At 44.9% G+C, this 26,727-nt stretch carries 22 protein-coding genes; 5 read left to right on the plus strand and 17 right to left on the minus strand.

Going from position 1 to position 26,727, the window contains the following annotated elements; genetic code table 11:
• Positions 1–175: 175 nt before the first annotated feature.
• Positions 176–1,021, minus strand: a complete 846-nt coding sequence (locus Q4549_RS00960) for an enoyl-CoA hydratase/isomerase family protein (RefSeq protein ID WP_303553055.1) — start codon at positions 1,019–1,021, stop codon at positions 176–178.
• A gap of 315 nt (positions 1,022–1,336) precedes the next feature.
• Here Q4549_RS00960 and Q4549_RS00965 point away from each other — a divergent pair, with 315 nt between their 5' ends.
• The 4 genes from Q4549_RS00965 to Q4549_RS00980 all read left to right on the plus strand — a co-directional run bounded on the left by Q4549_RS00965 (position 1,337) and on the right by Q4549_RS00980 (position 5,767).
• Complete coding sequence (locus Q4549_RS00965; protein ID WP_303553056.1) at positions 1,337–2,326, plus strand: zinc-dependent alcohol dehydrogenase family protein; 990 nt, start codon at positions 1,337–1,339, stop codon at positions 2,324–2,326.
• A gap of 88 nt (positions 2,327–2,414) precedes the next feature.
• On the plus strand, positions 2,415–3,788 hold the full coding sequence (locus tag Q4549_RS00970) for an MATE family efflux transporter (protein ID WP_303553057.1): 1,374 nt from the start codon (positions 2,415–2,417) through the stop codon (positions 3,786–3,788).
• A 4-nt stretch (positions 3,789–3,792) separates the two neighbouring features.
• Positions 3,793–4,722 carry a LysR family transcriptional regulator gene (locus tag Q4549_RS00975; RefSeq protein WP_303553058.1) on the plus strand — a complete coding sequence of 310 codons (930 nt, stop codon included), beginning with the start codon at positions 3,793–3,795 and terminating at the stop codon, positions 4,720–4,722.
• Positions 4,723–4,879: 157 nt separating this feature from the next.
• Positions 4,880–5,767, plus strand: a complete 888-nt coding sequence (locus Q4549_RS00980; RefSeq protein ID WP_303553059.1) for a LysR family transcriptional regulator — start codon at positions 4,880–4,882, stop codon at positions 5,765–5,767.
• Between the two features lie 49 nt (positions 5,768–5,816).
• Here Q4549_RS00980 and Q4549_RS00985 read toward each other — a convergent pair whose 3' ends face one another.
• From Q4549_RS00985 to Q4549_RS01035, 11 genes are all read right to left on the minus strand, one after another.
• Positions 5,817–6,281, minus strand: coding sequence for a nuclear transport factor 2 family protein (locus Q4549_RS00985; RefSeq protein ID WP_303553060.1), 465 nt, complete (start codon positions 6,279–6,281; stop codon positions 5,817–5,819).
• Between the two features lie 77 nt (positions 6,282–6,358).
• Positions 6,359–6,547 (minus strand): hypothetical protein, encoded by a 189-nt coding sequence (locus Q4549_RS00990; RefSeq protein ID WP_303557068.1) that lies wholly within the window; start codon positions 6,545–6,547, stop codon positions 6,359–6,361.
• A gap of 276 nt (positions 6,548–6,823) precedes the next feature.
• Positions 6,824–7,900, minus strand: a complete 1,077-nt coding sequence (locus tag Q4549_RS00995; protein ID WP_303553062.1) for a DUF3179 domain-containing (seleno)protein — start codon at positions 7,898–7,900, stop codon at positions 6,824–6,826.
• A gap of 324 nt (positions 7,901–8,224) precedes the next feature.
• The gene (locus Q4549_RS01000) at positions 8,225–9,541 is read right to left on the minus strand and encodes a lysine N(6)-hydroxylase/L-ornithine N(5)-oxygenase family protein (protein WP_303553063.1); all 1,317 of its coding nucleotides are present in this window, start codon (positions 9,539–9,541) and stop codon (positions 8,225–8,227) included.
• Positions 9,542–9,550: 9 nt separating this feature from the next.
• Positions 9,551–12,295 (minus strand): GNAT family N-acetyltransferase, encoded by a 2,745-nt coding sequence (locus Q4549_RS01005; protein ID WP_303553064.1) that lies wholly within the window; start codon positions 12,293–12,295, stop codon positions 9,551–9,553.
• Complete coding sequence (locus Q4549_RS01010) at positions 12,295–12,915, minus strand: nitroreductase (protein ID WP_303553065.1); 621 nt, start codon at positions 12,913–12,915, stop codon at positions 12,295–12,297. Before Q4549_RS01010 ends, Q4549_RS01005 begins: the two co-directional genes overlap by 1 nt.
• Positions 12,912–14,831: an iron ABC transporter permease gene (locus tag Q4549_RS01015; RefSeq protein WP_303553066.1), complete on the minus strand. Its 1,920-nt coding sequence runs from the start codon at positions 14,829–14,831 to the stop codon at positions 12,912–12,914. Before Q4549_RS01015 ends, Q4549_RS01010 begins: the two co-directional genes overlap by 4 nt.
• On the minus strand, positions 14,824–15,765 hold the full coding sequence (locus tag Q4549_RS01020; RefSeq protein WP_303553067.1) for an iron-siderophore ABC transporter substrate-binding protein: 942 nt from the start codon (positions 15,763–15,765) through the stop codon (positions 14,824–14,826). Before Q4549_RS01020 ends, Q4549_RS01015 begins: the two co-directional genes overlap by 8 nt.
• Positions 15,762–16,532, minus strand: a complete 771-nt coding sequence (locus Q4549_RS01025) for an ABC transporter ATP-binding protein (protein ID WP_303553068.1) — start codon at positions 16,530–16,532, stop codon at positions 15,762–15,764. Before Q4549_RS01025 ends, Q4549_RS01020 begins: the two co-directional genes overlap by 4 nt.
• 10 nt (positions 16,533–16,542) lie before the next feature.
• Entirely contained in the window at positions 16,543–18,768 is a 2,226-nt protein-coding gene (locus Q4549_RS01030) for a TonB-dependent receptor (RefSeq protein WP_303553069.1), read from the minus strand.
• Positions 18,769–18,796: 28 nt separating this feature from the next.
• A complete protein-coding gene (locus Q4549_RS01035) occupies positions 18,797–19,954 on the minus strand; it encodes a hypothetical protein (RefSeq protein WP_303553070.1) in 1,158 nt (385 codons plus the stop codon).
• Positions 19,955–20,098: 144 nt separating this feature from the next.
• On the opposite strand from Q4549_RS01035, the gene Q4549_RS01040 reads away from it, so the two are divergent.
• Complete coding sequence (locus Q4549_RS01040) at positions 20,099–21,853, plus strand: IucA/IucC family siderophore biosynthesis protein (RefSeq protein ID WP_303553071.1); 1,755 nt, start codon at positions 20,099–20,101, stop codon at positions 21,851–21,853.
• 159 nt (positions 21,854–22,012) lie between these two features.
• Here Q4549_RS01040 and Q4549_RS01045 read toward each other — a convergent pair whose 3' ends face one another.
• Genes Q4549_RS01045 through opp1B form a run of 5 tightly spaced genes read right to left on the minus strand, consistent with a single transcriptional unit; the run spans position 22,013 to position 26,668 of the window.
• Positions 22,013–23,317: an MATE family efflux transporter gene (locus Q4549_RS01045; protein WP_303553072.1), complete on the minus strand. Its 1,305-nt coding sequence runs from the start codon at positions 23,315–23,317 to the stop codon at positions 22,013–22,015.
• The gene (locus Q4549_RS01050) at positions 23,314–24,096 is read right to left on the minus strand and encodes an ABC transporter ATP-binding protein (RefSeq protein ID WP_303553073.1); all 783 of its coding nucleotides are present in this window, start codon (positions 24,094–24,096) and stop codon (positions 23,314–23,316) included. The genes Q4549_RS01045 and Q4549_RS01050 overlap by 4 nt, the downstream gene beginning before the upstream one ends.
• Positions 24,097–24,903 (minus strand): ABC transporter ATP-binding protein, encoded by an 807-nt coding sequence (locus Q4549_RS01055; protein ID WP_303553074.1) that lies wholly within the window; start codon positions 24,901–24,903, stop codon positions 24,097–24,099. It abuts the gene before it with no gap.
• On the minus strand, positions 24,897–25,727 hold the full coding sequence (gene opp1C, locus Q4549_RS01060; protein WP_303553075.1) for a nickel/cobalt ABC transporter permease: 831 nt from the start codon (positions 25,725–25,727) through the stop codon (positions 24,897–24,899). Before opp1C ends, Q4549_RS01055 begins: the two co-directional genes overlap by 7 nt.
• Entirely contained in the window at positions 25,724–26,668 is a 945-nt protein-coding gene (gene opp1B / locus Q4549_RS01065; RefSeq protein WP_303508383.1) for a nickel/cobalt ABC transporter permease, read from the minus strand. Before opp1B ends, opp1C begins: the two co-directional genes overlap by 4 nt.
• Positions 26,669–26,727 lie beyond the last annotated feature (59 nt).

The raw sequence follows: 26,727 nt of genomic DNA on the forward strand, positions 1-26,727 counted from the left end.
CAGCATTAGTGTTGATAATGAGCGCTGCAAGGGAATCAGTTTTAAGAAAAGTTTAATAATCAATTTGCCTTGAGTGAAACCATGTTCATGAGCGTTTAGTTACGCTATTGAAGCCCAAAACGCCAAAAGAAAAGGATCGCCATCGCGATCCTTTTAAGCCAATTATCTATCTTAATTAGTTGATGTCTTGAACATTCATTACCAGTTGATTCCAGTTTCGTTGGTTTTCTATGTCGTGCTCAAGGCCTTGCTCGTCAGCCACTGTGAAGCGTTTAATCGCTGCAGTTTTGCTGGCGGCTTGGTATAGCCAATACGCTTCTGCTTTAAGCGCTTCGTCGATTGGTTTATCAATTGATTCATAGACGGCTTGTTTGCAGGCGTTAATTGATTCAGCCGGGAAGCTGGCAATACGTTGCGCTAGATTATCTACGTATTCTCCAATTTCATCAGGTCCTAAGGCTTTGTTGATGGTGCCATAAGCTTCGGCTTCATCTGCGGTAAAGTCACGGGCACTAAGAATGATTTCCAAGGCGCGACCTAAACCTACTTGGCGCGCCATGCGAGAAGCGCCGCCGCCACAAGGCAAAATGCCCATCCCCACTTCCATTTGCATCAGTTTGTATTTGCCACGCGCGGCGAAACGCATATCACACGCTAAGGCAAACTCATGACCACCGCCTCGGGCAAAACCTTCTAATTTAGCAATGGTTGCTTGTGGTAGTTTGCTGATCCGCTCTAATACTACTTGCAGGTCGAGAAGGGTGACTTCATCTCGCGATACTGCTTCGGTAGACATATCCTTCAACAAATTTGTGTCGTAGTGACAGACCCAAATCTCTGGATTTGCCGATTGAAATACCACCACCTTTACTGTTCGGTCTCGTTCTAAGCGTAAGGCTAAGCCGTTTAAGTCGGCCAGCATTTCCTGGCCTTGTACATTCACGGTTCCAAAATCAAAGGTGACATACAAAATGCCACCTTGCTGCTCTGCGTTAAATGTTGTGTAGCCCTGATAAGCCATAGTGTTCTTCCTTTTATCCATTTGCCTTGTGTGCCCACAACCTGCTGCGAGCACCTAGTCCAAATTCAAGGTATCAGTTGACACACTGCTCAACAATTAAGCAGATATAGAAACAGTGTTAAGCAAAATTTAAAGGTTATTTGAGTGTTTTGGTGTAGCTCTCTCAACGCATTGATTGCTTGCCTATCTACTCAGTAAGGCTCTTCAAAGGATTATTAACGAAATCTTAAAACTCATTCTTTATTAAGCTGAATTATCATTTGTGACAAAGCTGAATACACTGCCTTCATTCCAACAATATTTAGGGTAAAGTTTATGAAAGCAATGGTTGTTCGAGAGTTTGGTGGCGCTGAAGTATTTGAAGCAGCAGAATTAGATAAGCCACAAGTTACAGCAGGCAATGTTGTGGTTCATATTGCCGCTTCCAGTGTTAACACTATTGATATGATGATTCGAGAAATGGGCGAAGGCCTGCCGTTTTCACCACCCGCGCCAGCGGTGTTGGGAATGGACTTTGCCGGCGTTATTGAAGAAGTCGGTGAAGGCGTAAGCGACTTTAATGTTGGTGATGAAGTCTATGGTTGTGCCGGTGGTTTAGGTGATTTACCTGGCAGCTTAGCCCAGTACATATTGGCCGATGCTAAGTTAATCGCTCGCAAACCAAGCAACTTAAGCATGCGCGAAGCAGCTGCTATTCCGCTTGTGGGCATTACCGCATTTGAAGGTTTGACTCGCGCAGGCATTAGTCGAGGCCAGAAGGTGTTAGTACACGGTGGCGCAGGCGGTGTAGGGCATTTAGCCGTGCAGTTAGCCCGTTTCTACGGCGCTGAAGTATATGCAACTGGCGCTGCGGGCGAACAAGCTAAGCTGATAGAGAAGTTAGGCGCTACCGCGATTGATTTTGCCGCTGAGCCTGTGGCCGACTACGTTTCTTGCTATACCCAAGGTGCGGGTTTTGATGTGGTGTATGACTCAGTAGGTGGTTCTAACTTAGTAAACTCGGTGGAAGCGGCTAAGTTGAATGGTCAAATCGCCACAACCCTAACCTTTTTAGAGCTAGACCTGTCGATGATTCACATGAAGGGCTTGTCGCTACACGTGGTGTTTATGCTCATTCCAATGATTCATAACCAAGGTCGTGAAGCTCACGGTAAAATTTTAGCTGAGCTCGCTAAAATCATTGAACAAGGCGCGTTAACGCCAGTGTTAGACGAAAAACGTTTTGCGCTAGATGACGTCAGTGATGCTCACGCTTACTTAGCCAGTGGTAAAGCCATTGGTAAAGTGGTTGTAGACCTAGAGTAAGCTGTACCAACGTTAATGGCTTACCCAGCGGTAAGCCATTTATTTCCTCGCTAGGAAGGCTTGTTTAGACCCCTTTCGGAACACTGCCATGTTAGCTGTATCACCAACATTAACACTTATCATCAAAAAGACTCTGCCACTCAGCTTAGGCTTGTTTGCGGTTATGCTGGTGCAACTGGTGGACTCGGTATTCATTAGTCGCTTGGGCTTAAATGAATTAAGCGTTCACGGTATTACTCTGCCATTTCAAGCTGGCTTAATAGGTTTGCAAGTAGGCATTGGGGTCGCAGCAACATCGATTATTTCTTGTGCGGCAGGTGCTAAGCAACATGCTCAAGCTGGAGTTACCGCCAGTTTGGCTTTTATATTTGGTTTGTTGTTTATTGCCCTTATTTGTTTGTTATTGATTGTGTTTACGAACAGCATCTTTGCTTCGTTTGTCGAGCGCGGGCCGGACGAGGCGCAATTTGAGTTGCTGTTAGGCATTTTCGCGGCTTATTGGCCGGTGTGGTTGTTAAGCGCTAGCGCGGGAGCGGCGCTTTATTTGGTTACTTGTGTCTATCGGGCCAATGGCGATACCAAAACAACCGGAGCCATGTTTGTTCTGGCGAGTGTGATTAACTTGATTTTAGATCCATTGTTGATGTTCAGCTTGGATATGGGCATTCAGGGAGCGGCGATTGCCTCTACCTTAGGTTATGGCTTAAGTACCCTTGTTATGCTGCTGAAAGCCAAAAACAAAAATTGGTTTTACGCTATCCGTTTTAAGCCTGAAACGCTCAAGTGTTTTACTGCTCTTATCAATATGGCTATACCGACTACTGCTAATCAGCTTTTGCCTTCAGCGGGTGCTTTTGTAGGAATGATGCTGATAGCGCGGTTGGGCACAGAGGAGATCGCTTTTTGGAGTTTGCTTGCTCGCATTGAAAGCTTTTTGTTGGTATTTACCCTTGCGTTAACCATGTCGGTTCCGCCAATGATAGGACGTTATTTAGGAAAGGCGCAGCCAGAGAAAATAGCGCAAGTGGTCAGTGCGACAGCAAAGTTTGTATTGGTATATCACCTGCTGGTGGCGGTGATTTTGGCATTGGCCTCCCAACAACTGATTCCTACCTTGAGTCAAGATACGGGGATTCAGCTTTGGCTAAGCAGCGCTTTATGGATCATCCCTTTTAGTTATGGAGCCTTAGGTTTGTGCATGGTGGTAGCATCGATTTTTAACGCACTAGGTTTAGCTAAAATTGCGTTATTAGTATCATTCGCACGCTTGTTCGTACTGTATATTCCGGCCTTGCTGATAGGCACCTTAAGCGGTAGCGTATTGCACGTAGTTATCGCTGCAACAGCCGCTAACTTTTTGGCGGGTGGGTTCGCGTGGTATAAGCTAAACACCTATATTAAAAGCAATCTTTCTGGCAATACCATTGTCAATCAACGCCAAGTAAGGCTACTACCGAGCTAATGTAATGAATATAGAACACCTCAAATTGTTTGTGAGGCTAGCCTCCACCCATAATATTAGCCAAGCGGGCCAAGAATTAGGTTTGTCTCCACCGGTTGCTAGTATGCATATTAGCCGTCTTGAAGAGAGCTTAGGTGCGCGATTAGTGCATAGAACGACTCGTAAGGTATCGCTTACCGAAGAAGGTGTTGCCTTTCTACCTCATGCTAAAGAGATACTGTTAAGTGTAGATGCGGGCAAAGCCTCTGTTGGGTCTGGCAGTGCGTTGCCTCAAGGCGTGCTTCGAATCGCCGCGCCGTCTTCTTTTGGGCGAATGCATATTATTCCTGCCTTAAAAGAGTTTTTGGCGTTGTACCCAGATTTGTCGGTGGATATTTCCTTAAGCGACAGTATGTTTGATTTAGTTGAAGGAGGTTTCGATGTATCTATTCGTAACGCCACATTGCATGACTCAAGCCTGATTGCGCGAAAACTGGCGGCGGATAAACGTATTATTTGTGCATCTCCTGAGTATTTAGCTAAACACGGCAAACCGGAAAATCCTGAGCAGCTAGTAAATCATCATTGTATAAAGCAAGCGGGTTTAGCCCATTGGAATTTTGCTACCTCTAATGGTCCTTTTAACTTTAAAGTAAAGGGGCATATCCGCGTTGATAATGGAGAGGCCGTTCGCGATCTTTGTGCTGATGGAATGGGCTTGGCGAAGTGCGCAACTTGGATTGCTTATGAGCAGCTTAAGTCGGGTCAACTGGTGCAAGTATTGGACGATTATCCGTTACTCGATAACGCCGCTATTTGGGCTGTTTACCCCAGCGCGACCTTACTTGCACCTAAAGTTAGAGTGTTTATTGATTACTTTTTGCAATGCTTTGGCAGTCCGCCTTATTGGTGCGAAGATACTCAAACAATCGATACCCAGCCAGCAGACGCATAACTAATAAGTCGCCATTCTCATTTCGTGGACTCTATGTTCTCAGTAAAGGGCTGGGTAAGCGCCTTTTTTCACACCTTAACAAGTGGCTTTAGATAAAAATAAACACCCTAAAGGTGCCTATGCTATAAATAAACAACTTACCCTTACGAGCAATAAGATGAACTATTCACTGAGCCAACTTCAAGCCTTTGTTAGTACGGTGGAGTCAGGCAGCTTTAAGCATGCTGGTATGCTGCTAAATAAGCGCCCGCAAGTTATCGCTAAACTGGTGGGCGCTTTAGAAGATAGCTGTAACTTGAGCTTGTTTGAACGCAAAGTGCGCCAGCTAGTGATTACCGATGAAGGCAAAATATTGTTTCGGCTTGCTAAAAGAATTATGCAAGACGCCCAACAATTTGATAGCCAGCTAACGGCATTTGACCAAGCCTTGCCGAATGAGTTTAAGGTTGCCATTGATAATAGCTTAGTTTGCCAGCAAGTGACCGAATGTTACTTGGAAGTATTGAATCAAATTCCTACCATTGAATTAGAAGTGTTAAGCGGCGAAACCCTGCAAGTATTGGATTGGGTGAACGCAGGCGATGCAGAGCTTGGTTTAGTATTTTCACCATTAGCAGAGCAAAGTGAGCTAGCCCAAATTAATGTCTTTCATTTTAGTATGGTAGAGGTGGCGGCTAAGCAAATAGTTACTCAAGGCAGTGTTCTCAGCGAACAAGAGGTGGCAAAACTTAGCCAAATAGTGCCTAAGTTTATTTATCAACTGGGTCACCAAGAGGTGTATGTATCCAGTGACCGAAATATCATCTCTAACAATGCGCAGGAAAGCATTGCTATGATGCTTGCTGGCACTGGTTGGTGTCGATTACCTTGTTATATTGTGCAGCCTTACTTAGATTCTGGAGACTTAAATGAGTTTTCTTTAGAGGGTGCCAATCGAATCATTTGGCATGGGTCGGTGATTCATAATAAGAACAAAGAACTGAGCATGGCTGGCGATATATTTTTGGAAAAAGCCATGGCACTGCAAGACCGGATTAGTCAGTAATGTACTTTAACACCTGCTAAAATTGGCCTGGCAGTATAAGTTGTTGTCTTTAGTTGGTTGCGGGGAATGACTGATGAGAGTGCATGTTTAACCAGTGACCATTGACCTTTTTTAGAACCACTGTAATGACATAAGGGCCAGACTCTAGGGGCTGTTCACTAACATCAAATTGGCTGTAATGCATGTCTGCTACATAGAGAGCAACAGTGTCAGATAACAGCGTTACTTGCTCTTTATGGGTTTCTAAGTGCTGTTTTACTACGCCATCAAAGGCTAAACCATACAAACCCAGCGTCTCTTGCTTTGACCAAAGAGGGTGGCCAGCCATTACGTAAGTGTGGTTATCAGGCGCTTTGCTAAACATTGCATCTACATCGGCCTTGCTCGCGTGATCCCACATTTCATGCACTGCGGTTAATACTTCTGATTTGCTATCGTTAGCAAAAGCGGCACCCGGTGACGCCATAGTCAGAACTAACAGCGCAAGACCAATTATAAAGTTGATGATATTCATAGCTTGTTCTCTTGAGGTCATAGCCTGATAAAGGGCTTTGAGGATTGAATGTAATCGACGACTTTTTGCGCGTGTAATTACTGCCATCGGTATTGTTGGTAATCTGCAGAGCCATAGATAGATTCATACTTGTACTTGGATGAGGCTTCCATAGAACCTGCAACAAAGGCGTTTCCATTAGCTTCGAAAGTATTGTGAGAGTATGCGTTGGCAGCAGAGGCAATTAACGCTGCAGTTGCAGTTGTTACAACAAATAGCTTTTTCATAACTGTTTCTCTTAGGGTGGAAAGCAACAAGTTTTTGTTTGGTCGCTGCATTTCAATGACACCATTATCAACACCCTTTTGAGTACTTGATAATCGTATTAGACACCTTTAGGGTGTTTATGATTAAGAGAAAGAATTAACCAGTATTGCGGCAAGTTGGCGAGAGGATAAAGCCGCCTAAGCCAAAGGCTTTGTGAAACAGCGGTGAAAATCGGATGGCGCTAAATAGTAAAGGCCGCATTCGCGGCCTTTGTAAGGATGTTTGTTGGTCGTCGCTTAGCTAAGTATTACTGTGTTTGGAAAAAACTGTGTCCAAATACCGTAGTGAACACCGTTATGGGTAGCCACTTGTTCACCTTGTTCATTGAGCAACTTAACAATCTCGCCATCACTAAATATCTGCAGAGTTTCACCCCCTAACTCAAAAGTGAAGCCATTATTTTCATGGGCAAAGTTTGGGTCAATCGCAATTTGCTCTTGGCCGTTGTCGTATCCAAATATTTCTTGTTTCGGGTTGATTCTAGTATCAGCCAAGTTCAAGGTATCAAAGATAAAGTCTGGATTATCAATGTTACGTTGGTCTTTCAGTGGTTGTTCAAATAAGCCAAGTAATACCTGGTCGATTAAACGCTCCATACCATAAACGTATACTTGTGCATCTGGGTATAAGGTTTTAGCCGTTTCCCATTCCATTTGGGTATTTGGGTGTACCGTAGTTTGATGTTCGGTAAATTCAGACTGCATAGTAATTTGCTGAATTGCCGTGCCATTATTGGTGTCTTTGAACACTAGGTTGTTATGTACTTGCCCTAATACTTGTAAGTTAGATTTACCCAAACCGTAGTCTGTTTCTACTACCATTGGTAAGTTAGATAATCCACAATAGGTAACTGCGTACTCAACACCGTCTTGTTCAAAACCAGCAACATGCGGTACTTGTAGGTGGTAGCGAGGGAAGATAAAGGTTTCGCCTTTTAGCTCAACCATATAAACCCGAGAGTCTTCTTCTGGAATGAACATATCCGCATCTTCGGTTGAGAAGTACTGCGCGTTAAACTGCTCAGTAGGGAAAGCGGTAGGCATTGCATAAGACTGCGCCCAGAAAGTAAGCGCTACACCTGCAGTGGATAAGCCCATCCATACAGGTTTCCAAAACTTCCCTTTACTATTTATCAACCAAAGTAGGGCTAAAGCCAATGCTTGGGCTGCCCAGAAATAAGGCATGTAGCGGAAATAGTGCAGCACTAAGTCTCTTGGTACACCAATGGTTTGACCTGGCTCTGTCATTAATACCGCACAAAAAATAGCGAAGCTAGCCAGCAGCAGTGCATATATATTAAAAAATATCTTCATCGTTATCTCCTCAGAGCACCTGGTAAATTTGGTGCTATTGACGCTAGTGATCAACACAATCTAAAAGTTGTTAGGGCTAACCACGTTGTCGCTGTTCTCACTGTGTTGGTGAGCGATGGCGCTAACTAAGTGGCTATGAGTTGAGTGAATTTTGTCATGAGGATGATGAAAGAGTAAGCCGAGTGGCTGGAAAGCATTGTTCCACTAAATGGTTCAATAATGCAGACTCGTTATTTAATTTTGTTAGCCGTTCAGGCTTGGTTGGCGGAGTTTAGGTAAGTTCTTTGGGTTATAAAAGCACGGCAAACGCCGTGCTTTTTACTTTTAAACTGCAGCTTTTGCTGTCGGCTGAATAAGCACTTCTGGGGTCGATAGTCCCCAATCTACAATGGCTTCTTGCTGGTTTATTTCGTAAAGGTTTTTGCCGCTGGCATGGTTAATAATTTTTGCAGCTCGCCAGGTGGCTAAACTGAGTTGCGGCTCGGCAATACCGTGGCTATGAATGCCGGCATTCACCATGTAAATACGGTTGTTGTTAGCTGCTGGCCATTTTACGCTAAAGTCAGGACAAAGCTCTGGCAAGCCTTGGGAATTTAGAGGGATTTGCGAAGCTAGTTTGGTTAAACAACTCGGCAGTGCACGGCGGTAACCGGTACATAATATCACTACGTCGGCGTTGATTTGAGTATTGTCGTGGGTGAGACCATGCTCCAAGTGTAATTTGTAGCCATTTTCGTTATGCGCCAGCGAAATCAGTGTTCGATTGGGCTGAATAGACCACCAGCTTGGATTATTAAGCACATATCGGTCGTGATAAAGGCGCTGGTAAATGCCTTGTAAGCAGTCGTTTGTAATTCCGTCACTGGTGAGTTTTTGGCGGGACACTTCACTGTTTTTGGTAGTTTGCGCTAGGTGATAAAATCCATCCACATAATCAGGCATAAAATACTGATCGGTAAAGCAGCTTTCATCTAGTGCTTCAATGTTTGAGCGGCGCGATATCCAGTTTATATCTGCTACTTCGCCGAAGGTTTTGTCGAACAAGTGCTGGAATACATCGGCACCGGTTTGTCCTCCGCCAATAATAGCCACACGTTTGCCCGTTAAATTGGGTTTTCTCAAGCCTAATTCGCTGGCATGAAAACAGGTATTGCTAATGTGGGGCTCACAAAATGTAGGCACTTGTGGCTGCATGCCTGTGCCAACGACCAAGTGTTTACTTTGGTAACTGTGTTCACTGGTTTCAACGGTAAATACGTCGCCATTAAACTCAACCGACTGAACGTCTTGATTAAAGCGTGTGTTGTTTAGGCTATTTGCCGCCCAGCTTAGGTAATGAGAAAATTCGATGCGTGAAATTACCGACTGGCCTGAGGCAATAAAGGGATAGAGTTTTTGTTGTTCTACCAAGTAATTTAAGAAACTATAGGGATTGGTGGGGTCAATGCCTGTCACCAAATCCTTCAAGTAGGAGGTTTGCATTTTTGCATCATTTAGTAACAGCCCAGGATGCCAAGCAAAAGCCTTTTTACGTTCTAAAAAAAGCGTTGAAAGATCAGGCTTTGTGCTGGCTAAGGCGGCAATACTCAAGTTAAAAGGGCCAATACCAACGCCGAGTAAATCTACTGTTTGTGTGTTCATATTTAGTCCCTAAATGGCAAATTGATTAAAGAATCGCTGGCGGCTGCATTGCAGTAATGCCGCCCGTTTGTGTGGAAAATCGAACTCAAATTGTTTTTCTAAACCCAGTCGTTCGGTAATGCTGACCACCCGGTGATTGTCGGCCCTTGGTTCGCCCATTACGTTGTTGGTTTTAGCTTCATCTAAAAAGCAGTACTGCAATATTGCGCAGCCCCAAGTGTCAAAATACACGCCGCCCCTAAAGTTGAAGTTGCCCACTAAAATATGCACGCCACGGTCGTATTCTTGATAGCTATAATGAGGACCTAAGCGATCTTCTGCTGTCCAATACACTTCAAAATAGCCAAACGGTACCCCATCAAATTCGCCAATGACGGCATATTGATGTGGGTCTTTTTCCATTTTGCTTAAATACTCGTTATGGCTTTGTTTATCGCCTTCTAGCTCCCAAACCGGAAATATTTTGGGGTGGTTATGCCAACGATTAAAGCAGGCTAAATCTCGCTCTTTATCAATGACCCGAAAGGTGAGTTGGCGTTTTAAGTGGTAAAAGTAGCGGCTATATACCTGGCCACGAGGCCTTGCTGGACGAACCGGGTGCTTATTACCATTGTCGGCGCGTATTAGCTCAGCACTTTTTGCGGTAGTTTGTTGTTCTCGCCATAGTGGCGCTAGCTGCAAAAATTGCTGCAACGTTAAGGCATTCAATTCGGATTGATTCACCGCGTGTTTGGCAGAGGCTGGGTAGTAGTCACACTTTAGGGCGTCGAGCTTAAGCTTGAATAGGCCATGCTCCGCAATACTCCACCATAACAAGTCGTCTGTTTTGTATAGTGCGTTTAATGTGGAAACATCGCCATCAAAGCGCAGCTGGCAGCAGTTTTGATGGTTTTCTATGGAGCCTCTCGCCAGCGTTTCGCCATTTTCTCTTACCGCAAACTTTATTGCGTAGTCTGAGGATTGTTCATCTTCAAAACATAGCGTTCTGCCGCCTGCCAGCTTTTTAAAGGTGAGCAACGTTGCCTTAGTTTGTTTTAAAGGGTTGTCGATAGAGCAGTAAATTTGGCTAGGATCTTCTAGCGTGGCTTCGTTGTGATTCGCCAAGAAGCAATAAAAATTACGTTTCCAATGTAAGTTTGGAGAGCTAAGTAAATACGTATAGAAAGAACCATCTTGAGGATGGCTTGCTTGCAACTCACTTATTTTATCCCGGCACAAATCCCATAACTTAGTTTCGCTGATCAAACCTGCGGCACCAATAGCGGTAAGGGTATTTAGTAGGCTGTTGCCGATTAAATAGTAGGCATGGTAGGGGTTTACCTGCTCAGCCTCCATAAAGTACTCGGGCGTTTCGTCGCCAAACTGTTGTTTAAACAAACTCATTGCTTGGCTGGTTAAACCAATACCTTGGCAATCTCTATACGCTGCGCCGCTAGGTAGGTTTTTTTCAATCTTAACAAGAATATTTTGTTGGTGGGCTAACAGCACAAATCCGTAGTCGGTGCGCGCAATACATAGCGGCTTAATCACCTTGTCCCAAAACGCTGACACCCATTTAAGCGAAGCGTGCTGGTAACATAATTGGTGTTGTTGTGCGTAGCTCTTAATCCAGTGAACAACTTTGGCATCTTTTTGCGCGCTGTTAACTTGGTTTACACTTGCCAAGCAAAACATGTTTTCAGTATTTAATTTACTGTTAGCAGCATGTGATTGATGGAATGGGTTTTCTCTAAAGCTAATCAGTGGTAGGTCTAATACTTCGCCGTTTATGCCAGTTACACTTGCCCATAAGGGTTCTTCTATAAAGTAGCTATCAGGCAAGCGCTGACGCAGCTCTTCACCCGCGGGGGTATTAAGTAAGTGACTGAACTGAATTCCTCGTTTGGCTTCTTTACTGGTGAGTAAGCGTAAGGAGTTGGTGAGTTTGACTGGCAGCGAGACCTTTAGCATCCAAGCTTGCTGGGGATGGTAAATAGCCCGACTAGAAGATGTGGCTGTCCAGCCTGCAGATTCTATTCCTAGGTCTTTTACCACTTCGGCAAGGCTTAGCGCCTGTTCACTCTCACGCCAGGCTTTGGCTTGTAAAGGGTGCATAGGGAAGGGCACCCATTGTTTATCTTCTAGCTGATCTGCAGTGAATGTAGCGCCATTAGCTTGATTGGCCTGTTTTTCACTATTGCTGTAAAGCTGTTTTAGTTTGTCTGCTAAGTCTCCAACAAGGCTTTCGCCGACCAAGTGAGAGGAGTGTACTGCAAACCATTCAATGGCAAAATCGCTGGCAAACTCCGGCAAATACTGGGCCTGCTCTTGTTCACTTAAGGGTTCACAACTTTTTCCTGCAGGGTGCATGCTATGGCCGCCTGTCAAACTTTGCTCAGACAAAATAAACTGGTCTAATGCAACGTTAGAGCGGTGGCTAAGGGCTTGTTCGGCTCGAGTAATATAATGATTAGAATCTTCGACACGCTGACGAAATAGCGCTTTTTCTTCTTTGCTTAGCTGAGGGTACAAACCCTCGACGATTAATTTTAATGCCACTTCAAATAAGATTCTTGTTTGTTGTTGAGCTTGATGTAACACCAGTTCACCGCTGTAGCGGTGCCGCCAACTGGGCGATACATAACTCAACTTAATCTCTAGGCTAGAGCTTGCTGATAAGGGCAAAAATACTGAGTTGCCTTCTAAATGCTTGTTAGCGGTTTCGGCCAGCAAACTGTTGAAAAATGACTGATGGCAAAGTGCGTGAGTCTTCATTACTGCTGTTCCTGTTTAATTGATTGAGTTGATCCCCAAGGGCTTACAGTAGCCGCGCCTTGCCACTCAACACTGAGCTCGGCCACGTTACTACGCGATTTAGTTCGTTTGGTGATTGGGCTGCCGATGACTAAAAATCCCACCGGGTGGTGCCTGTCTTGTAAACCTAACAAGTGCCTAACGTTAGGGAGTTCAACGGCGTCGGTGCTATACCATACGCCGCCGAACCCCTGCGCATCGGCCGACAGCAAAATCATTTGGCAGGCTGCTGCAGCCGAAAATATTTGGTCTTGTTTAGAAATGTGACTGTCTTCGGCAAGCTCGGCTGAAACCAGCACTATGCTGGGGGCTTGCTTTAAATAACTGGCTAAGCGTTTGGCGCGTTGTGGCTCTAAGCTCGCGTTGGCAGTTTGCCAAGCGGTTTGCAACAGTGAGATAAGCGCCTCAATATTTTGTTGATTAACCACTAAAAAATGCCAAGGCTTTAGTTTTCCATGATCGGGTGTGCTCATAGCCGCTTGCAGTATCTCTGTCATTTGTTGTGGCTTGGGCGCTGGTTGTTGCAGCTCATGAACGTGGTAAGACACTCGTTCATTTAAAAATTGGCTAATGGCATTCATGTCCGTTTCCTGTAGCTAATCAGAAGTAGCAAAATAAAGTAGATAGACCCGATTACCGACACCATAAGGCCGGCAGGGATTTCGTTGGGCGCCATGAGTCCTCGGCCTAAGCTGTCGGCCCATATCAGCAATATTGCTCCAGTAATGCCCGAAGCAGGGATAAGGTGTTTATGGCGGTATAAACCTAAAAGGCGCGCGCAGTGCGGGGCAAGCAAACCTACAAAGCTAATGGAGCCAATGCTTGAAACACAAATGGCAGTGAGAAGGGCAGAAATAGCCAATAACAGTAGCCGTTGCTTTTGCAGCGCTACGCCTAAGGTTTTTGGCAATATTTCGCCCAATGGCATTAAGTCTAACTGTCGCAAAAGGGGCACAATGGCCAATAAACTAAGGGTAGTAATGCTGGCGATGGGGATGATGCGTTCAAACGTTGCCCCATAGGTGGTACCCGCTAACCACATCATAGTGACCGACGCGGTGGAGCTGCCAAAGGTGAGTAATATTTGGGTCGCAGTGCCAGCAAAGGCGGTAATCACTATGCCAAACAAAGCTAATTGAGATACGCTGAGTTGTTGTTTTAGTCCCCATGACAGCAAGGCCATTACCGCACTACCGCCTACTAACGCTGCTAGAGTAAGCTGCAATTGATTGGCGGCGGGGAAATACACCAATACGCAAGCAATCAGCAATACTGCCACAGCACTTACCCCAGATATATCGGGGCTCGCCATGGGATTTTTAAACAAGGTTTGCAGCAAAGTGCCAGCACACGCTAGGCCAAAACCGCCAAAACCTGCCAACAATACCCGTTGGTTAATCCATACCGCGCCTATGTCTTGTGGCTTGGCTAAGCAAAAGTACAAACTAACAACTAACAAGCCACTGAGGGCGCCAATAACAAGGGTGGGGCTGGCGTGAATAAAGGGCTTTAAACCTAAGTGTTGAGTTTCTACTGCGGCTAAGGCTTTGCCAGAGCGTTGAAACAATAAAAACACAAAGTAAGGTGCACCTAACAGCGCTGTAAATGCGCCTGTGGGTAAGCGATAGCCCAAGAACAACAAGCTTCGTGAGCACCACTCAGCGGCTAAAACTAGCGCTGCACCAATAACAATGGTGATAAACCACTGCAGGGCGATATTGTTGGCCCCTTTGCTAAGCCTTAATACTAAACGTGTTAGATGTGGAGCCATTAAACCCACAAAACCTATCATGCCAACAATAGACGTGGCCAAAGCTGCTTGGCTAATGGCTAACAGCAATATTGTCCAACGCCAAGGTTTTATGGCGAGGCCTAAAGCGGCTGCATGAGTATCACCCAATAAGAATAATGCTAGCTTAGGCAGTACCATCACACTCAGTAATAAACACACCAACATCGGTAGGGCAGTTTGTTCTAACACCAGAGTATTGGTTTGCAATACCTGGCCACTTCCCCAAAGAAATAATCCGTCGGTTTGGTTTTCAAAGTAGAGCATAAACAACGACGATAGCGCTCCGGCACTTAAGCCTAAGGCCATGCCAATTAACACCACCGGTAGCTTACCGCCGCCAATCAGTTGGCTAACTGCTAGCACTGCTAACGAGAGTACAAATCCACCTATTAATGCGCCAAGCCAAACTAAATTAAGACTTGCCTCGGGCAATAATACGCGGGTTAGCACCGCGCCGAGCAACGCGCCAGCGGCGATGCCCAAGGTAGAGGGAGAGGCAAAATCATTATCTAAGCTGGTTTGAATGAGAAAGCCTGAGCTGGCGAGCAGGGCGCCGGTAAATAAAGACATAATGGCGGTAGGTAGCCAAATATTGTTTAGCATGGCTTGCGCCAATTCTTGGTTGGCTATTTCTGGCCTACTTAAGTAATAAGCAGCCATCAGCAACAGTAATACCATTAGGCTAGAAGAGATGGATTTAACCACGGTTACTCTCCTGCCAGTTGAGTAAAGACTGGGCGAATGCTTCGGCCATTTTTAGTGAAGAAAGTGGGCCGCCAAAACTAAACAAAGGCTCAACGTCAGAGAATTGCTTCTGCGCAACAAATGGCAATAGAGGCCATACCGGAGATAACATCATTCGTTCACCGTCGACTTGATTGCCGGCCAACAATAAATGGCTGTTGCTAAGCTTTGGCAGTTGCTCTAGTTGTAAGTGAATAAAATCTTTACCGGGTAAGCCTTGTTGCCATGCGTAACGTAGCCCTAGCTCTTGGCTAATCGCGCCAGCTAAGCTCTTATCGGTAAATACGCGCAAGCCATATCCCATGCCCACAAACTTGGCATAGGCCACTGCTTTATTGCTTAAACCCTGGGCGGCAATGCGCTGTTTTAACTCGGCTAATCGCGTGTTTAAGCGCGCCAATACAGCACTTGATTGATTCGTTTTATTTACTGCTTTAGCAATGCCACTGAATACCCGCTGGGATTGTTTAAAGTAACTAAAGGTTTGTTGGTCAGCGCTAGGGAATTGCTGATACAACAAAGTGGGGGCAATTTGCTCTAAGGCGTCTAATATTCGGCGGTGACGAAACTCGTAACCAATAATTAGATCTGGCTTTAAGCGAGCAATCGTTGCGAGGTCAGGTTCTTGGCGACGACCAATTTCAGTGACCGATTCGGGCAACCTTGGGTGGTTAGTTTGCCACTTTTGGTAGCCCTTGGTGAGGGTTAAACCAACCGGCACAACGTCAAGCGTTAGCAGCATTTCTGCGGCAGACCAGTTCAGTGCGATAACCCGCTTAGCAGGCTGCTGTAAACTTACGCAGTTGCTTAAACACACCTCAGTAACTTGGGCAAAGCTTGGTGGAGAAAGAATCAGCATGAGCATAGCCGCTAAGACTTTTGGAAAACGTCTCATTGCTGTTGCTCCGGCCACAAAACCTGTTGTGAACCAATTTGGTGGCAAGTTACCGGGGTCTGATACACTTCGCTAACGTCTTTGGCATTGATCACTGAGCGGGCGTCTCCACTGCTTACAATTTGTCCGTGATTAATCAACATAGCTTGGTCACTAAATTGGGCGGCCTGGTTTAAGTCATGCAATACCCACACTATGGTTTTGTTGTATTGTTGATTTAAGCGCTGAACAATCTTCAGCAAACCTAGCTGATGAGAAATGTCTAGCCACGAAGTGGGTTCATCGAGCATTAACACCTCGGTATCTTGGGCAAGAACCATCGCCAGCCAAGTGCGTTGTAACTCTCCTCCAGACAAGTCAGTAAGCAACTGCGATGCATACTGTTTTACGCCTGTTTCCTGCATCGCCCAGTCGATAATCTGCTTATCGTCATTTGAAATGTTTTTATACCAAGGTCGATGAGGGTGGCGGCCAAAACAAACCAAGTCAGCCACATTTAAAGTGGCGGGCACTGGGTTTCGTTGCGGTAGCAAAGCGAGCTGTTTGGCCAGCTGTGCGCGACTAATACTTGAGAGCGGCTGTTGCGCAAAACTTACGTCTCCAGCGCTGGGCTTTACCAAGCCAGCCAATACCGACAACAAGCTGCTTTTGCCTGAACCGTTAGGGCCAATCAGCGCGGTAACCGCGCCTTTGGCAATCTTTCCGCTCATATCATTGAGGATGGTATTTCCCCCCAATTGGAGGGAAATATGATTAAAAGTAAACAAAGACTATCCTCTAGAATTCAGCGTTGTAGCTAAGTGCGTAGGTTCGGCCTTGGCCTTTAAAGCTAAACAATTCAGGGGCTGAAATGCTGCTATAAAGGATCTGCGCACGTTGCGACCAAAGGGTTTCATAATCTTTGTTGAACAGGTTTTGAATACCAAAGTTAACTCGGCCAATTGGCAGCGCGTAGTAGGCGCTGAGGTTAGCCAGTGAATAGCCCTTAAGCTCGCCGCCATTGTCGTCACTGTAGTCAGCCAATGTTTGCCATTGCAGTTCGGCGCCGTAGTTCAAATTGTCGTAGCCACCCCGTAGCACCGCATTTGAGGGGCTAGTTTCTTCTGCCGCTAACGCAGACCAAGAACCATCGGATTTAGTTTGGCTTTTAATTAAATGGGCTTGAACGCCACCATACCAGTCTTCGGTAAACGAATAATTGGCTTGTCCTTCTAGGCCATAAATTCGGCGTTCATCGTCATTCACCACTACTGCTAAATTGCTTCGGTCGTAGGAGGTGGTTTTATCTGACAGCGAGTAATAGGCGGCTAATTGAACGTCGTAATCGGCTTGTGCAATTCGCCAACCAAATTCTAGCGAGTTAGTTTTTACTCCTTCCAGGCGATTGTCGGCAACGTTAATGCTGTCTACTAGGGTTGGGCCATCTCCATAAGTGCCATTGTAAGTGCCGTTACCGTAATACTTGGCGGGGTCGGGTAGGTTAAAACCTTGGCTAAAGTTGGCCCATAATTGTTGTTGCTCGGTAATTCGGTAAATAGCACCTAGGTTGAACAACAATTCGCTGTAGTCAGTTTTTCCGCCTTCAATGGCATCTGGCGAAGCGCCTCCATAAGCACCAATGCCGGCAAGGTGCTGCTGCAATACACCAACGTTGTCGCCGACCTCGTGTTCAATGTATTGGTAGCGCAAGCCACCAGATATCGCCCAATCTTGGTTTATCTCCCAGTTTGCTTGACCAAAAGCTGACAGCTTTTGGGTATCAATATCTGGGTAGCGTTGTAGGGTTTGCACTTGTTTAAAGTTCATGCCGCCAGAGGATAGGGCAGTATTGGTGTCGTAGACTTTTTGCTTAGCAGAAAACGATTCTGACTCGGCATCTATACCGTAATTTATTTCTAAACTATCTATGTTCTTAATGAACAGAATTTTTCCGCCAAATACATCGGTTTCTTGTAAAGATGCGCCGTATAGCGGGTAGCTATTGCCGGGAAGCGGAGACCCTGTTACACGATAAATTGATGGGAAAGGGTAAAACTGCATCGACTCACTACGGTAATAGGCCTGTGCTAACATCGTTTGATTTAGCAAGTTATCGTGGCGATATTGACCATTAAGCAAAAAACGCTCGGTGGCTGGTTGTTCCTCTAACTGCAAACCTTTTTGAATGCTAATGAGTTCAGGCGCGCCAAAAATACCCGCTAAGTTAGGCCCTAGATAAGTACCGTATTCGGTATCTTGCTCGCTGTTGTAATATTGCCCCGTTAGCGATAAAAGCTGCTCATTGGTAGGTTCAAATTCAACATTACCCATAATGTCGATACTTTGATTAAACTGTAAATCGGTTTGGGTGATATCAGGCAAAATCATTTGCCCATCGGCATCATAAGCTGCACCGCGACCTTCATAGGCGGCAGATAAGCGGCCACGTAGTTTGTCACTGCCACCAGATACCGCTAACGCGACATTCTTATTAAGAACTTCACTGCTGTTAAAACCCGATGAGGCACCTACTTTTAACTCAACTTTAGTCTCGTTTGCGGTGGCCTTTTTAGTGATGATGTTAATGATGCCACCTGCTGCGCCAGCACCATAAATAGAGGTAGCACCAGATAACACTTCAACATGGGCAATGTTGAAAGGATTAATACTGTCTAGCTGGCGGCTAATAGCCCGAGTAGAGTTTAGCGATACGCCATCAATCATTACTAGGGCAGAACGTCCACGTAGGTTTTGGCCAAAGTTAGTCCGACCTTCATTACCAAAATCAAAACTAGGGATTAAACGGCCTAGTGCGGTTTTTAAATCAGCGCCAGTATTAATTTCGCGTTCGATTTGTTCTGGGTCAATTACCCACATAGTGGCGGCAATATCTGAAATAGTGGTATCTACCCGGTTTGCTGTAACCACTACCGTATCTAAAGTGGTGTTGGCGTAGCTAAAGCCCGCAAATAACACCAAAGCAATGGGCGTTAGTGTTGTATTTAAAGTGCTAAGTTTGTTCATTATCTTCCTTGAACCGTAGTGATTATTATTAATTTGGGGCTGGCTGTAATCGCGCATGCTGGTTGACGACCAACACCAGAGCGACCATCGCCAAACTAAAGACCCAAATAGGAGTGAGCAGGGGAATACCCAGCATTAAGCTAGCGCTAGCTACCGCGGTACCTATTAAGTAACCGGCGGTATGAGCTCTTGCTAAAAAGGCACTTCGTTTTGCTCTAAACGAAATCGAAGGATTGTTTGCGTAGGCCTGTTGGCTGTACCAGCTGGGTAAGCCTGAAATAGCAAATGCCATTACCGCTAAAGCCAACAATACCAATGACCAGTTTGAGAGAGGCGCACTGAGTAGCAGGACTCCGACGAGTAGCGACCCGATTAATGTTGCGGGTAAGCGTGCTTGGCTGCGAGCAAACAAAGGAAGCAACACAAACTGATACACGATGATGATTACACTTAAATAGAGCAGTAATGAGGCGTAAATTTGGGTTGCTTGGGCGCCTTGATAACCAAAACCAATCAGAAGTGGCAGTATCAAATATTGCACCGTACTAACCAGTGAAGTGGTGAATACAGCCAGCAGTAAGATGTATTTGAATGGCAGAGACTCAGGAAGAGAGGACGGTGTAGCTAAAGGTTTGTTTTGCTCTATCTCAGCTGGCCAACTTGACTTCGCTACCAGGCAGTAAATCAGCGCTATTAAGGCAAACAACACTGGAGCGCTCAAGACCCAAATGCCTACCAAAGGCAGCAGGGCGAAGCAGGGGCCTAGTAGTCTGCCAATAGTAATTGAGCCGCTGGTTTTAGCCAGTTGTCCAACGTTGCTGTTGTTAATTATTGCTAGGTAGCTGTGCGCTAGAATGATAAATGCACTGCTAAATAGGCCTAGCAGTAAGCGACTGGCAGACACTAATAAAAGCGATGGTGATTCACTAACAAACAGGGTGAGGGAAAACACCAAGTTTGCGAGTAAAAAACCGCTAATCGCTAAAACAGTGCTACGCCACAAACCAAGTTTACTGAGCTTACTTCCCCAAAATGTAACGCCAAACCAATAGCTAATTAGGTTTACGTTTAGCACTAAGGCAACGAAGCCTAGGTCTTTTTCGGAATGGCTAAAACCTAGCAACAGCGAAAGCTCCGGCAAAAACGCCAGCACCAGTGTTTGGTTAAGACCTAGAAGAACTAACAAGCCGCGATACAGCAAAATACAATTCAAATACAAATGATAATAATTTGCATTATCATTGTGTATTTTTGTGGCCTATGTCAATATCTTCATAACAAAAATAGCAATAAAAAATAAACCTGCTTTTACAAAGGATTAGGAGAAGTGATGTTTAACGAAGCGCATTGGCATGCCGCAAACGTAAATTTAGTAGCAAAAATTTTAAGTGAGCTGCATTTCGAAGAACGGCTTCAGTTTGAGACCGACCATGAACATGAGCATGACGGCGAACCTCACCTGTTGCGCTCTTATTTGCTTGTGGGTGCCCAACAACGCTGGGCTTTTAAAGCGAAGAAAACTATTTGGGGCATGTTGCTTATAGACCCAAGAAGCATTGAAGTGAATGACCAATGTGTACCTTTAGCGGCTGAATTACTGCTCGACATTCAAGTATTAATAGATATTAACGATATTAATTTGGCAGGCCTGCTGGAGGAGATTCAACAGACCTTGTATAGCGATACGGTTCGCTGGAAACAGCAACAAAATGTCAACGCAACAGATTTGGTATTGTTAGACGAAGCGTCTCGCCAAGCGTATTTAGATGCCCATCCTAAAGCCATCGCCAATAAAGGACGCTTGGGGTGGGGAAGCGATGAGCTAGCTAAATATGCGCCAGAATCAGCCAAAGGCATTCAACTTAGCTATCTAGCGATTAAAAAAGAACTGTGTAAGGTAGGGTTTAAGCAAGGCTTAGATCAATCCACTTTACTCCGCGACACCTTGGGCGAGGCAGCATTAGCGGCCTTAGTGAAACCATTGCCTAGTAACTGGCAGGATGGTTTTTATATTTTTGCCGTTCACCCCTGGCAATATGAGCGTTTTATTCAAATTCAGTACGCCCAATATTTAGCGCAGGGAGAAGCGATTTATTTAGGTAGCATCAAGGGTGATTGGTTGGCACAGCAATCAATTAGAACCTTAAGCTCTGCTGACCAAGCGCAGCCTTATGATCTGAAAACAGCATTAACCATTCTCAATACATCTTGTTTTCGTGGGATCCCGGGACAGTTTATTGCGCAAGGGCCGCGGTTATCCAGCTGGTTGGCGAACTTAGCAGCGCAAGATCCCTTATTTAAGGAACGAGGGCTACATGTTCAACAAGAGGTAGCAGGCGTGTTTTGCGACCACCCCCAGCAACAAAAAATAGCCGCAGGTGCTTATCGTTATAACGAAATGCTAGGGTGCATTTGGCGAGAACGGGCTGAATCCTTAATCCCCAAACATCAGCGAGTCATGTCGATGGCAACCCTCATGCAAGAAGATAGCAACGGCGAAGCTGCCATTGTGGCTTTAATTAGTCTGTCTGAAATTAGCGCTGAAGCTTGGTTAAGAAAACTGTTTAAACATGTAGTGGTGCCGCTGTATCACTTAATGTGCCGATATGGTGTAGCTTTAGTGGCGCATGGGCAAAACATTACCCTAGTATTGGAAAATCATCAGCCTGCTGGCTGTACCATTAAGGACTTTCATGGTGATTTACGCTTGATTGATCAAGCATTCCCTGAGCTAGAAAGTTTAGATAAAGAGGTGGCAGATACCTTAACGCGCTTACCAGCCCACTATTTAATTCATGACTTAGTGACAGGGCACTTTGTTACGGTGTTACGTTTTGTTTCTCCCAAACTACAACGAATTGCGGTGTCTGAGCAGCAGTTTTATCGCTGGCTAGCTGAAGAAATCTACGATTATCAAGCCAGCCACCCTGAGTTAAAGCCTCGTTTCGAGCTATTTGATTTGTTTAAACCAGAAATTGAAAAGATTTGTGTTAATAGAGTGCGGTTTAAAATTGGGTACGGAGATAGCGAAGAGCGTCCTTTGCCGGAGATTGGCAAGCCAATCTCTAACCCATTATGTTGTTAAATAGATGATTGGAGCAGGCTGTTTGTAACATCAAAGATGAGAAGCCAAACAGATAGGCTTATAAACTCAAATTTGCTAAATCTTCACCAACGCTAACGTAAACAATAAGGGCAAGCTCAGCTTACCCTTATTGTTTCTCTATTTACGCGTTTAACTTAGTTAAAGGCATTTTTTCTTCACCTCAGAAAGGTAAGGGTACAGAAACACAAAGCGGCCTACATAGAACATGATAAAAGCAAACCATAAGCCGCTATTCCCCCATGGTTTTAATGCAAAGTGCACCACTAGCAAAAAGACAATTAAAGTAATTACACTCGAATTTCTCACCGGTTTTGTGGTACCAGTGCCGGTAAAGATGCCGTAAATAGTTAGTCCGAAGCCGGCAACTAGAGGAAACACTAATAGCCAAGCCGACATGTCCTGATACAGCGTGACTAACTCGGGTATTTGCGTGAAGATTAACACTAAGTCATGCTGGGTTAAGGCGATTAGCACGGTTAACAGTGCAACAAAAATGCTGGTCCATTGCCAGTTTAAACTTAAGGTGCGTTTAAGCAGGGCGGGGTTCTTTTGGCCAACAGCTTTACCGGCAAATACACTAGACGCATTGGCGATACCATCGAACATATAACTGACTAAAAATGTTACCTGCATCATAATTGCGTTGGTGGCGAGCACCTCTGCGCCTAGCTTAGAGCCGCTTCTTGCCATTACGTTGAAGAACACCAAAATACATATTGTTCTTAGCATTAAATCGGTATTAGAGGAGATAATGGTGGCGAGGTCTTGCTTACTCATTCGCATATAGCCAATGTATTGGAGAAGTGAGAAATTACTGCTCTTGATCACCAATATAAAACCTATCGCAAAGGTTGCGGCTTGGGCGATTAAACTGGCGTAGGCGACACCTGCCACCCCAAGATCAAAATCTAATACAAACACCGCATCAAGGATGATGTTAAGTACGTTGCCAAATACTTGAGTAAACAGGGTTTCTTTTACTTTGGCTTGACCCATCAACCAGCCAATAATGGTGTAATTGAGAAGCACGAGTGGTGCGCCCCAAATGAGTATGTCGAAGTAACTTTTAGCGTGAACAGCAACATCATGTTGGGGTTCTATTACCGCCAGTGCACCTTGCCAAATGAAACTTTGAGTGACAACAAATAAGAGCCCTACACACCCTGAAAGCATCAGGGGCCTAATCAAACTACTTGCGCGGTCTTGATTGCTATTTTTCCCCATAGCAATGGCACTTTGGCCGGTAGTACTCACCCTAAAAAAGCCAAATAGCCAATATAGGGTATTCATAATTACTGTACCAATGGCTACGCCGCCAATTAACTCGGTTACTCCTAGTTGGCCAATTACTGCTGTGTCAACAGCCCCTAAAAGGGGTTGACTTAAGGTGGCAATAATAAAAGGTATGGCGATTTTGTAATAATCGTTATGGCTTAAGGTCATTTATCTACATCATTAATATCAAAGGGGATTTCTAGGTAACTGGCGGCATTTAATAAGTTTTTTGTATACTCGTTAGTCACCAATGGCAGGGCTGCAATATCGTTTACTTGCTCTACAATTTTACCGTCTTTAAAAAACATCAAGCGATCACACAGGTAACTCGCCACCGCGATATCATGCGTGATGAACAAGTAAGCAATGTTGCGTGATTGCTTCAGTTCAAGCAGTAAGTCCAAGATTTGCACTTGAATAGAGACATCCAGTGAGCTGACAGCTTCGTCGAGCAAAATAAATCTAGGATTGGCTGCGATGGCGCGAGCAATGCAAACTCGCTGTAACTGCCCACCACTTAATTGGTGCGGATACCTTGCTCGCATATTGTCTTCAAGGCCAACTTCAATCAGCAGTTTACTGATTTGCGCTTTTAATTGAGATTTCTCAAGGCCTTCATTGATCAGTGGTTCGGCAATAATCTGGGCAATGTTAAGTCGTGGATTGACCGAGGTATTGTAGTCTTGAAATACTACGCTAACGGCTTTGTGCCGAGGCAACTGAGAGATTTCATTGTTGAATGTAACCGAACCACTATCTTGTGTTTCTAAGCCCAAAATAACTTTGCCTAAGGTACTTTTACCGCTACCAGATTCCCCTACAATGCCTATGCATTCACCTTCATTTAAATTAAGAGAGACACCTTTTAAAACATCTTGGTAGCGTTTAAAAAACCAGCTGTCGTCTTTAGCAAAAGACTTAGTAATGTCTTTAAGTTCAAGCAGCATTTATACGCCTCCCATAACGTGTTTAAAGCGATTGATTAACTTCAGTCTGGTATCTATCAGGTAACGGGTATGCTGGCTGGAAGGCGCGTTAAACACTTGCTGAGTGCTACCGTAATCAACCATTTTTCCTTGATGCATGACTAACACTGAATCGGCGATGTGCGATACCAAACTGAGATCGTGACTAACAAAAATAATGCTTGTACCAAAGCGTTCTCTCACCATTTGTAGCTCATTGATGACTTCGCGCTGGCTAATATAGTCAATGGCAGTGGTGGGTTCATCTGCAATAATTAGCTTTGGTTTTAGTACTAAGGCTAAGGCCACCATGATGCGCTGCAGCATGCCTCCGCTTAATTCATGAGGGTATTTGCTTAACAGGTATTGCGGGTTTTTAAGGTTTACTTTGCTGAGTACCTCGCAAAAAAGCTTTTTAGCATCACGTGTTGAATGAGGCTGATGTTGCTTGATGGTTTCAACTGCTTGGTTGCCAATGGTAAACAGCGGGTTAAACGCTGTCATTGGGCTTTGCATTATCATGGCTATTTGTTGTCCACGCATGTCTTGGCGCTGTTTGCTCGGCATTGTTAACAAGTTATCACCGTCAAATATGGCTTGACCACTCACGGTAAATTGCTCGCCAAGTAAGCCGTTAATTGCAGAGCAGCTTACGCTTTTACCACTGCCTGATTCTCCTAATATGCCTAAGCATTGGTCTTCTTTAAGAGTAAAGCTCACGTCACTAACTAAATGAGATTGGGTGTTTCCTGTTGCTACCGATATATTTAGGTCTCTAATCTCTAGCATTGTTTGTGCTCCGTTCTTGGGTCAAGCACATCGCGTAAGGCATCGCCTAACAAATTGCAGCAAGCCACCACAACCATAATGGCTAATCCCGGCACTATCATTTGTTCTGGGTTGGAAAACAGGACTTCTTTGGCATCGTTTAGCATGGCTCCCCATTCCGCCGTTGGCGGCTGTACCCCAAGGCCAAGAAACGACAGGGTAGAGATACTTAAGATAATCCAACCTAAATCAAGTGTGGCTAAAATGATCACTTCAGCGGTGATATTGGGCGCCAGGTGTTTAGCGAAGATAAAGCGCTGCGGAGACTTCACTGTTTTCGAGTACAACATGTAGTTTTTGTGATTAAACGAAATCACTGAGCCACGCACAATACGCACGTACCAGGCTATTTTTGCGATGAAATTGGCCAAAATAATGTTGCCGATCCCCGGCCCTAGAATGCCAACAATACTTAGAACTATGATTTCATAAGGAAACGACAACATGACTTCGCAGCCACGCATAATTAAGGCATCCACCTTGCCTCGTAAATAGCCCGACATAATGCCAATTAACGCGCCCACCACCGCGGTAATCACCATCGTGATGAGCGAATAGTAGAGGGTAGTGCGGATACCAAACAGCAGTCGAGAGTAGATACACCTTCCCAGATAGTCAGTGCCTAAAGGATACTCTCCAGACATGGGTAATAAGGTGTTAATCACGTCGGCTAAGTTTGGATTGTGAGGCGCTAAAAACGGTGCAAAAGCCCCCATTAAGCAAATAATGGACAATAGAATTAAACATATTAGTGCGGTTTTATTATTGAGTAGGCGCTGGGTCATTGGTATTCGCCTTCTGATTTAAGGCGCGGATCGATCACCGTTTGCAGGATATCAATAATCAAATTCGACAGAACAAACAAGCAACCCATCACCAGTATGTAGGCTTGAATTACCGGGTAATCGCGATTAAAGATTGCCGATAGCGCTAGCCGGCCAAGCCCAGGAATGGCAAAAATACTTTCAATAACCACTGTGCCGGCAATTAAGCGAACCACACCAATACCCAATGCTGTCATTGAAGTTTGTAATGAGTTTTTGAGTAAGTGCTTCCAGATAACTTGGTATTCAGACAAGCCTCTAGCCCTAGCATAACTTACGTAATTATCTTGCATGGTGTCGAGCATTGAGTTGCGAATTAAACGTATATACGTGGCAATGTATGCCATACAAAGTGTAATTGAGGGCAGTACGTAGTGGCTCCAACTGGTCGCGCCGCTGCTTGGTAGCCAATACAATTTGATAGAGAAAAACCAAATCAGAATAAAGGCTAACCAGAAATTGGGCATGGCGGTACTAGCAAAAATAAAGGTTCGAACGATTTTGTCTAGCCAATGGTCTTTGTACACCGCGCTCAATACGCCTAGAGGAATACTCACTGCAATGAGCAGAACTAATGAGATGCCAGCCAAGGTTAAAGTGTAAGGAAAGCTCCTCGCTAGTTCGTCAAATACAGAGCGATTAGCGTTAGTAAACGAGGTGCCAAAATCGCCTTGTAGCGAAGCACTTAGCCAGTGGGTATAACGCACCAAAAAAGGTTGGTCTAAGCCCAGCTTTATACGGATCTCTTCAATGGCTTCTTCGCTGGGTGTTGTGTCGTTTACCCTTAAGGCGACTTCGGCTGGATCTGCCGGGATTAAGTTAACCATGGTAAAGGCGATGAAAGACACCAGCAGTAAGGTGATGCAGGCGCCAAGCATTCGCTTAAAGATGTATTTTGCCATTATTAATTTTTACCAAAAATAGAAAAACTGACGCTCATCTCTGAGCGCCAGTTTAATAC

The sequence above is a fragment of the Agarivorans sp. 2_MG-2023 genome (assembly GCF_030548085.1).
Classification (GTDB): domain Bacteria; phylum Pseudomonadota; class Gammaproteobacteria; order Enterobacterales; family Celerinatantimonadaceae; genus Agarivorans.

What these genes read in the sequence shown, in the direction of transcription:
- Q4549_RS00980 (WP_303553059.1), top strand. Translation starts at nt 4,880, where the DNA reads ATGAACTATTCACTGAGCCAACTTCAAGCCTTTGTTAGTACGGTGGAG.
- Q4549_RS01010 (WP_303553065.1), bottom strand. Translation starts at nt 12,915, where the DNA reads ATGAATGCCATTAGCCAATTTTTAAATGAACGAGTGTCTTACCACGTT.
- Q4549_RS00990 (WP_303557068.1), bottom strand. Translation starts at nt 6,547, where the DNA reads ATGAAAAAGCTATTTGTTGTAACAACTGCAACTGCAGCGTTAATTGCC.
- Q4549_RS01020 (WP_303553067.1), bottom strand. Translation starts at nt 15,765, where the DNA reads ATGAGACGTTTTCCAAAAGTCTTAGCGGCTATGCTCATGCTGATTCTT.
- opp1C (WP_303553075.1), bottom strand. Translation starts at nt 25,727, where the DNA reads ATGACCCAGCGCCTACTCAATAATAAAACCGCACTAATATGTTTAATT.
- Q4549_RS00960 (WP_303553055.1), bottom strand. Translation starts at nt 1,021, where the DNA reads ATGGCTTATCAGGGCTACACAACATTTAACGCAGAGCAGCAAGGTGGC.
- Q4549_RS01030 (WP_303553069.1), bottom strand. Translation starts at nt 18,768, where the DNA reads ATGAACAAACTTAGCACTTTAAATACAACACTAACGCCCATTGCTTTG.
- Q4549_RS01045 (WP_303553072.1), bottom strand. Translation starts at nt 23,317, where the DNA reads ATGACCTTAAGCCATAACGATTATTACAAAATCGCCATACCTTTTATT.
- Q4549_RS00985 (WP_303553060.1), bottom strand. Translation starts at nt 6,281, where the DNA reads ATGAATATCATCAACTTTATAATTGGTCTTGCGCTGTTAGTTCTGACT.
- Q4549_RS00970 (WP_303553057.1), top strand. Translation starts at nt 2,415, where the DNA reads ATGTTAGCTGTATCACCAACATTAACACTTATCATCAAAAAGACTCTG.
- Q4549_RS01040 (WP_303553071.1), top strand. Translation starts at nt 20,099, where the DNA reads ATGTTTAACGAAGCGCATTGGCATGCCGCAAACGTAAATTTAGTAGCA.
- opp1B (WP_303508383.1), bottom strand. Translation starts at nt 26,668, where the DNA reads ATGGCAAAATACATCTTTAAGCGAATGCTTGGCGCCTGCATCACCTTA.
- Q4549_RS00995 (WP_303553062.1), bottom strand. Translation starts at nt 7,900, where the DNA reads ATGAAGATATTTTTTAATATATATGCACTGCTGCTGGCTAGCTTCGCT.
- Q4549_RS01000 (WP_303553063.1), bottom strand. Translation starts at nt 9,541, where the DNA reads ATGAACACACAAACAGTAGATTTACTCGGCGTTGGTATTGGCCCTTTT.
- Q4549_RS00975 (WP_303553058.1), top strand. Translation starts at nt 3,793, where the DNA reads ATGAATATAGAACACCTCAAATTGTTTGTGAGGCTAGCCTCCACCCAT.
- Q4549_RS01005 (WP_303553064.1), bottom strand. Translation starts at nt 12,295, where the DNA reads ATGAAGACTCACGCACTTTGCCATCAGTCATTTTTCAACAGTTTGCTG.
- Q4549_RS00965 (WP_303553056.1), top strand. Translation starts at nt 1,337, where the DNA reads ATGAAAGCAATGGTTGTTCGAGAGTTTGGTGGCGCTGAAGTATTTGAA.
- Q4549_RS01050 (WP_303553073.1), bottom strand. Translation starts at nt 24,096, where the DNA reads ATGCTGCTTGAACTTAAAGACATTACTAAGTCTTTTGCTAAAGACGAC.
- Q4549_RS01055 (WP_303553074.1), bottom strand. Translation starts at nt 24,903, where the DNA reads ATGCTAGAGATTAGAGACCTAAATATATCGGTAGCAACAGGAAACACC.